This window comes from Methylibium sp. T29 (assembly GCF_000576205.1).
Classification (GTDB): domain Bacteria; phylum Pseudomonadota; class Gammaproteobacteria; order Burkholderiales; family Burkholderiaceae_C; genus Methylibium; species Methylibium petroleiphilum.
The window spans coordinates 1-6,259 of sequence record NZ_AZND01000196.1; the positions used below are offsets into that span (position 1 = coordinate 1).

The 6,259-nt window shown below is 72.4% G+C and carries 5 protein-coding genes and 2 pseudogenes; 3 read left to right on the forward strand and 4 right to left on the reverse strand.

The window, feature by feature from the left end; genetic code table 11:
- The 3 genes and pseudogenes from x551_RS17125 to x551_RS17135 form a co-directional block, all read right to left on the reverse strand.
- Window positions 1-1,578, reverse strand: a 1,578-nt coding sequence (locus tag x551_RS17125) for a methyl-accepting chemotaxis protein (protein ID WP_051512113.1), incomplete at its 3' end; no start/stop codon positions are given.
- A gap of 169 nt (window positions 1,579-1,747) precedes the next feature.
- Window positions 1,748-2,050 carry a hypothetical protein gene (locus x551_RS25390; protein WP_152543554.1) on the reverse strand — a complete coding sequence of 101 codons (303 nt, stop codon included), beginning with the start codon at window positions 2,048-2,050 and terminating at the stop codon, window positions 1,748-1,750.
- 135 nt (window positions 2,051-2,185) lie between these two features.
- A pseudogene (locus x551_RS17135) lies at window positions 2,186-3,614 on the reverse strand (PLP-dependent aminotransferase family protein).
- A 153-nt stretch (window positions 3,615-3,767) separates the two neighbouring features.
- On the opposite strand from x551_RS17135, the gene x551_RS17140 reads away from it, so the two are divergent.
- From x551_RS17140 to x551_RS17150, 3 genes are read left to right on the forward strand one after another with little or no spacing between them, the layout of a single operon-like run.
- Window positions 3,768-3,956, forward strand: a complete 189-nt coding sequence (locus x551_RS17140) for a DUF2970 domain-containing protein (RefSeq protein WP_036233100.1) — start codon at window positions 3,768-3,770, stop codon at window positions 3,954-3,956.
- A 12-nt stretch (window positions 3,957-3,968) separates the two neighbouring features.
- Window positions 3,969-4,691, forward strand: a complete 723-nt coding sequence (locus x551_RS17145) for a c-type cytochrome (protein ID WP_036233116.1) — start codon at window positions 3,969-3,971, stop codon at window positions 4,689-4,691.
- Window positions 4,692-4,701: 10 nt separating this feature from the next.
- On the forward strand, window positions 4,702-6,018 hold the full coding sequence (locus x551_RS17150) for a cytochrome c (protein WP_051495758.1): 1,317 nt from the start codon (window positions 4,702-4,704) through the stop codon (window positions 6,016-6,018).
- Here x551_RS17150 and x551_RS17155 read toward each other — a convergent pair.
- A pseudogene (locus x551_RS17155) lies at window positions 5,972-6,259 on the reverse strand (hypothetical protein); the annotation flags it as partial. The gene x551_RS17150 and the pseudogene x551_RS17155 overlap by 47 nt on opposite strands.

Below are 6,259 nucleotides of genomic sequence, written 5' to 3' on the forward strand. Positions count from 1 at the left end.
CGAGCCCTGCGCCGCGGTCGACGCGGCGGCGTCGTGCGCCAGCTTGAACACCGCCACGGCCTGCACCAGCTGCTGGGCCTGGGCCTTCAGGCTCTCGGCGGCGGCGGCGCTTTCTTCCACCAGCGCGGCGTTCTGCTGCGTGGCCTGGTCCATCTGCGTGACGGCCTCGCCCACCTGCGCCACGCCGGCGCTCTGTTCCCGGCTGGCCGAGCTGATCTCGCCCATGATGTCGGTCACGCGGCGGATCGACGAGACCACCTCGCTCATCGTCACGCCGGCCTGGTCGACCAGCGCGCTGCCTTGTTCCACGCGCTGCACGCTGGCGTTGATCAGGCCCTTGATCTCCTTGGCGGCATCGGCGCTGCGCTGCGCCAGGTTGCGCACCTCGCTGGCCACCACCGCGAAACCGCGGCCCTGCTCGCCGGCGCGCGCCGCTTCCACCGCGGCGTTCAGCGCCAGGATGTTGGTCTGGAACGCGATGCTGTCGATCACGCCGATGATGTCGGCGATCTTCTTCGAGCTGTCGTTGATGCCCTTCATGGTGTCGACCACCTGGCCGACCACGTCGCCGCCCTTGACCGCCACGGTCGACGCGCCCAGCGCGAGCTGGTTGCCCTGCTGCGCGTTGTCGGCGTTCTGCTTCACGGTGCTCGACAGCTCTTCCATCGAGGCCGCAGTCTCTTCCAGCGCGCTGGCCTGTTCCTCGGTGCGGCTGGAGAGGTCGTTGTTGCCCTGGGCGATTTGCGCCGAGGCGGTGGCCACGCCTTCGGCGTTGCGGCGCACCTCGCTCACGATCGCCGCGAGGCGGGTCTTCATGTCGTGCAGCGCGGCCAGCAGCAGGCCGGTCTCGTTCTTGCCGTTGGCGGCGAACTCCATCGCCAGGTCGCCGCCGGCGACGGCACGCGCGATCGCCGCTGCCTCGGCCAGCGGCCGGGTCGTGCTGCGGATGATCCACAGCGCCAGCAACCCGGCGACCACGAAGGCGGCGGCCAGCATCGCGGCGACGCTGGAGAGGGTGCTGGAGACGGCCGCGTTCACCTCGTCGGCCGAGGCCGTCATCAGGTTCTCCTGGATCTGGATCAATTCGTCGACGCTGGCCATGTAGGCCACCTGCCTGGGGGTCACCTCGCGCACCAGCACCAGCCTGGCCTCGTCCATCTGGCCGGCGCGCAGCAGCTCCAGCACCTTGTCGCGCGGGCCGCGGTAGTCGGCGCGCGCGGCCATCAGCTTGTCGAGTGCCGCCTTGCCCTGCGCGCTGTTGATGCTGCGCTTGAGGGTATCGAGGTTCGCGTTGGTGCGCTTGCTGCTGTTGGCGATCACGTCGAACTGGGCCTGGACGTCGGCCGGCTCGCTCACGACGAACAGGTTGCGGATCGCCAGCGAGACCTCGTTGTTCACCGTGCGGATGTCACCGGCGGTCTGGATCTTCGGGTAGCGGTCGTCCATCACGTTGGCGAACTCGCCCTGGATGGCCGTCACCTTGATGATGGCCAGTGCGCCCAGCAGGCTCATCAGCACGGCCATCGCCGCAAAGCCCAGCATCAGCCGGGTCGAGATCTTCATGTCGCTCAGTTTCATGTCGTGTGATCGATGATGTCGATGGCAGGGTGTGCCGGATAGGCGCTCGTGGACCGGGCAGGCGCAGCCCGACTCTGTTCCACGACCCTGCGATGGTGCCGGCGACCCGGCCCCTCGACTCCGTCGATAAGGCCGGCGAAACCCGGCCTGTTCGCGTCGTCCGCGCCGCTCAGGCGGTGCCGGCGGGCGCCGGTGCCGGCTTCGGCAGCGCCAGCTTCAGCAGCAGGCTCAGCAGGCCGGCGATGCCCAGCAGGGCCGCGCAGCCCAGCCCCCACACCGTCCACACGATCCACGGCGCGGCGCTGCCCACCCAGGCCAGCGCGGCCTGCGTCAGGCCGATGCCCAGGCGCAGCAGGTCTTGCCAGCCCGGCAGCCAGGTGGCGAGCCAGTCGCCCCAGGCAGGTGCGCGACCGCCGTGTTCACGTCGTTCAGCCAGGCCGGGTCGAGGGTCAGCAGCGTGTGCAGCCCCCACGCGCACAGCGACCACAGGGCGATGCCGAAGGCGGTGAAGATCCAGAGGGCGAGCTGCATGGTGCGGGGGCGGGGGAGTGGGGGGAGCTGCTTCGAGTGGCCCGATGGGCCGGGGTTCCGGCGCAGTGCGTGCGCTTCAGGCGGCGCGGCCCGCGGCGGCCAGTTCGCCGGCCAGCCGGCCCACCGTCTGCAAGGCGGCTTCGAAGCGCGGGTCGTCCGGGTGACCGTGGTTCAGGCGCACGTGGTGGCGGAATCGCCGGTCGGTCGAGAACAGCTGGCCCGGCGCGAGGCTGATGCGCTGCGCCAGCGCCAGCCGGTGCAGCGCCAGCGCGTCCACGCTCGCCGGCAGCTCGACCCACAGGAAGTAGCCGCCCTCGGGTCGCGCCACGCGCGTGCCGGCGGGAAATGGCGGGCGATGGTGCGCAGGGCCAGCGTCTGCTGGCGCGCCAGCGCCTGGCGCAGCCGGCGCAGATGGCGGTCGTAGCCGCCGCGGTCGAGGAATTCCGACAGCGCCAGCTGCGACGGCACCGCCGCCGACAGCGTGGTCATCAGCTTGCGACGCTCGATCGCCTGCGCGTGGCGGCCTGCGGCCACCCAACCGACGCGGTAGCCCGGCGCCAGGCTCTTGGAGAACGACGCGCAGTGCAGCACGCCGCCGGCACGGTCCCAGGCCTTGGCGGGCGGCGGGCGGCGCGTGCCGTGGTGCAGCTCGCCGTAGACGTCGTCCTCGATCAGCGGCACGCCGCGCGCGGCCAGCAGCTCCACCAGCGCCTGCTTGTTCGCGTCGGGCATCAGGCTGCCCAGCGGGTTCTGGAAATTGGGCATCAGCCAGCAGGCCTTGACGGTGTGTCGGTCCAGCGCCTGGGCCAGCGCCGCGAGGTCGATGCCGGTGCGAGGGTGGGTCGCCACCTCCAGCGCCTTCAGGTGCTGCTGCTCCAGCGCCTGCAGCGCGGCGTAGAAAGTGGGCGACTCGACGATCACCGTGTCGCCCGGCCGCGTGAGCGCCTGCAGGCTGAGGTTCAGCGCCTCCAGCGCGCCGTTGGTGATGACGATCTCGTCGGCGCTCACCTCCAGCCCGTCGAGCCGGTAGCGCAGCGCGATCTGTTCGCGCAGCCGGGCGCTGCCGGGCGTGAGGTCTTCCACCGTGCGCCAGGGGTCCAGGCGCTTCAGCCGGCCGTCAGCCCGCGCGCGAGCTGCGCCATGGGAAACAGCTGCGGGCTCGGGAAGGCCGAACCCAGCGGCACCACGTCGCGGTCCTTCACCGAGCCCAGCACCTCGAACACCAGCTCGCTGACCTCCACACCGCTGGAGCGCCGCCGTGGCCGCGACAACCGCGGCTCGGCCGGCGCCGAGATCGCGCGCGCCGCCACGTAGTAGCCCGAACGCGGCCGTGCCTCGGCGAGTCCGCGCGACTCCAGCAGGTAGTAGGCCTGGAACACCGTGGACGGACTGATGCCGCGGTGCGCGCTGGCCTGGCGCACCGAGGGCAGGCGGTCGCCGGGCTGCAGCGCGCGGTCGGCGATCAGCCGCGCGATCTCTTCGGCATAGCGTTCGTAGCGTTTCATCGGGCGCGGAGGGCTGTGGCCCGACTGTACTGATCAGAAAGCAAGGAATTTCAGGAGAGCCGGCAAACTGATCTGGTTTTTTTGCTTCGATCTGAGTCTTCAAAACCCGCGGTGTCTGGCGCACAGTGCCGTCATGTCTGCCGGAGTCCGACCATGAATTCGCTGCGATATGTCCAGATCGTGCTGTGGAGCTTCTTCGGGGTGCGCAAGCGCGCCGACCACGCCATCGACCTGCAGCGCGCGCGGCCGGTGCCGCTGCTGCTGGTGGCGGTGGGCCTGGCCGCGCTGTTCGTCGTGGGCCTGGTGTCGCTGGCCGGGCTGGCGGTGCGCTCGCTGAGCTGAATGAGGCTGACCGTGAACGGCCGCTGGCGCCACGCGCTCGCCGCGCTGCTGGCGGGCCTGGGGTTCGCATCGGCTGCGATGGCACAGGGCACGCCGGCCCCGCACTGGCCGCCCGAGGACACGCTGGCGCAACGCGTCCTGGCCTGCACCACCTGCCACGGCAAGGAAGGCCAGGCCACCAATTTCGGCTACTTCCCGCGCATCGCCGGCAAGCCCGCCGGCTACCTGCACCACCAGTTGCTCGCGTTCCGCGACGGGCGACGCCACTACCCGCTGATGAGCGCGCTGGTCGAGACCCTGTCCGACGACTACCTGCGCGAGATGGCCGAGTACTTCGCCGTGCTCGACCTGCCCTACCCGCCGCCGCAGACGCGCGACGCGCCGGCCGCGCTGCTGGAGCGCGGCCGCGTGCTGGTGCGCGAGGGCGATACGGCGCGCAAGCTGCCAGCCTGCGTGCAATGCCACGGCGAGGCGATGCTCGGCGTGCAGCCGGCCATCCCCGGCCTGCTGGGCCTGCCGCGCGACTACCTGAACAGCCAGCTCGGCCAGTGGCGCTCGGGCCAGCGCCACGCGCTCGCGCCCGACTGCATGGCCGACATCGCCCGCCAGCTGGCGCCGGAGGACATCGCGGCGCTGTCGGCCTGGCTGTCGTCGCAACCGGTGCCGGCCGGCGGCAAGCCCGCCGCCGCGCTCCCTGCGAAGCTGCCGTTGCCCTGCGGCGGCGTGACGCCATGAGGGCCGCGGCATGACGACGACGCGGCGACGTCCGAGGCTCGCACTGTGGGCGGCGCTCGGCCTCGTGCTGATCGCCGCCGCGCTGGGGGCTGCGGTGTGGGCGCTCAACGTGCGTGGCGAGTCACCGATCCCGGCCGATGACGCGGCGCCGTTCGTGGCGACGCCGCAGCAGGTGGAGCGCGGTGCCTACCTGGCGCGCGCCGGCAACTGCGCCGGCTGCCACACCGCACGCGGCGGGGCCGCCTACGCCGGCGGCCTGGCGATCGAAACGCCGTTCGGCACCGTGTTCTCGTCCAACCTCACGCCCGACCCCGCCACCGGCCTGGGCCGCTGGAGCGCGGCGCACTTCTGGCGCGCCATGCACCACGGCCGCTCGATGGACGGCCGCCTGCTCTACCCGGCCTTTCCGTACACCGACTACACCCTCGTCACCCGCGAGGACAGCGACGCGCTGTTCGCCTACCTGCGCAGCCTGCCGCCGGTGGCGCAGGCGCGACCGGCGCACGCGCTGCGCTTCCCGTACGACACCCAGGCCGCGCTGGCCGTGTGGCGTGCGCTGTACTTCGAGCCGACGCGCTTCGAGCCCGAGGCCGACCGCCCGGCCGACTGGAACCGCGGCGCCTACCTGGTGCGCGGCCTTGGCCACTGCAGCGCCTGCCACACCCAGCGCAATGCGCTGGGCGCCAGCGATCTGGGGCTGCCGCTCGGCGGCGGGCTGATCCCGGTGCAGAACTGGTACGCGCCCTCGCTGCGGTCGGCCGACGAAGCCGGCGTGGCCGAGTGGTCGACGCAGGAGGTGGTGGACCTGCTGAAGACAGGCCGCTCGGCCCGCGGCTCGGCGATGGGGCCGATGGCCGAGGTGGTGGCCCGCAGCACCCAGCACCTGAACGACGCCGACCTGAACGCGATGGCGGTCTACCTGCAGTCGCTGCCGCAGCACGGCGCGCGCCGTTCGCGCGCGGCGCAAGCCGACGGGGCCGCGGCAGGGTCACCCGACTCGCGCGGTGGAAAGCTCTACGAGCAGCACTGCGCGCAATGCCACGGCCCGGCCGGCGAGGGCGCTGCCGGCCTCTACCCGCCGCTGGCCGGCAACCGCGCGGTGAGCATGGACTCGGCCGCCAACCTGATCCGCATCGTGCAGGGCGGCGGCTACCTGCCGGCGACCGCCGGCAACCCGCGCCCCTTCGGCATGCCGCCGTTCGCCCACGTGCTGGACGAGGCCGACACCGCCGCAGTGCTGAGCTACGTGCGCGGCGCCTGGGGCAACGACGCGGCGCCGGTCACGCCGCTGGAAGTGCTGAGGCTGCGGCCGGGGGCGCTGCGGTGAGACCCGCCAACGCCTCCGCCAGCGGCCGCGCGCCCGCCCCGAAGGCATAGGCATCCATCGCCAGGCAGCCGTAGGTCACCGCGTCGTGCAGCCGCAGCCCGGGCGCCGCCAGCCCGCCGGCACCGGCGGCGATGTAGAACGGCAGCCAGTGCTCGTCGGTCGGATGCATCAGCGCCGCGTGCGGCGCCTGGCTGCGGTAGGCCAGCAGCGCCTCGCGGTCGCCCGCGGCGCTGCGGGCGGC

Coding starts and splice junctions, on each gene's coding strand:
- x551_RS17150 (WP_051495758.1), top strand. CDS start 4,702: ATGACGACGACGCGGCGACGTCCGAGGCTCGCACTGTGGGCGGCGCTC.
- x551_RS17140 (WP_036233100.1), top strand. CDS start 3,768: ATGAATTCGCTGCGATATGTCCAGATCGTGCTGTGGAGCTTCTTCGGG.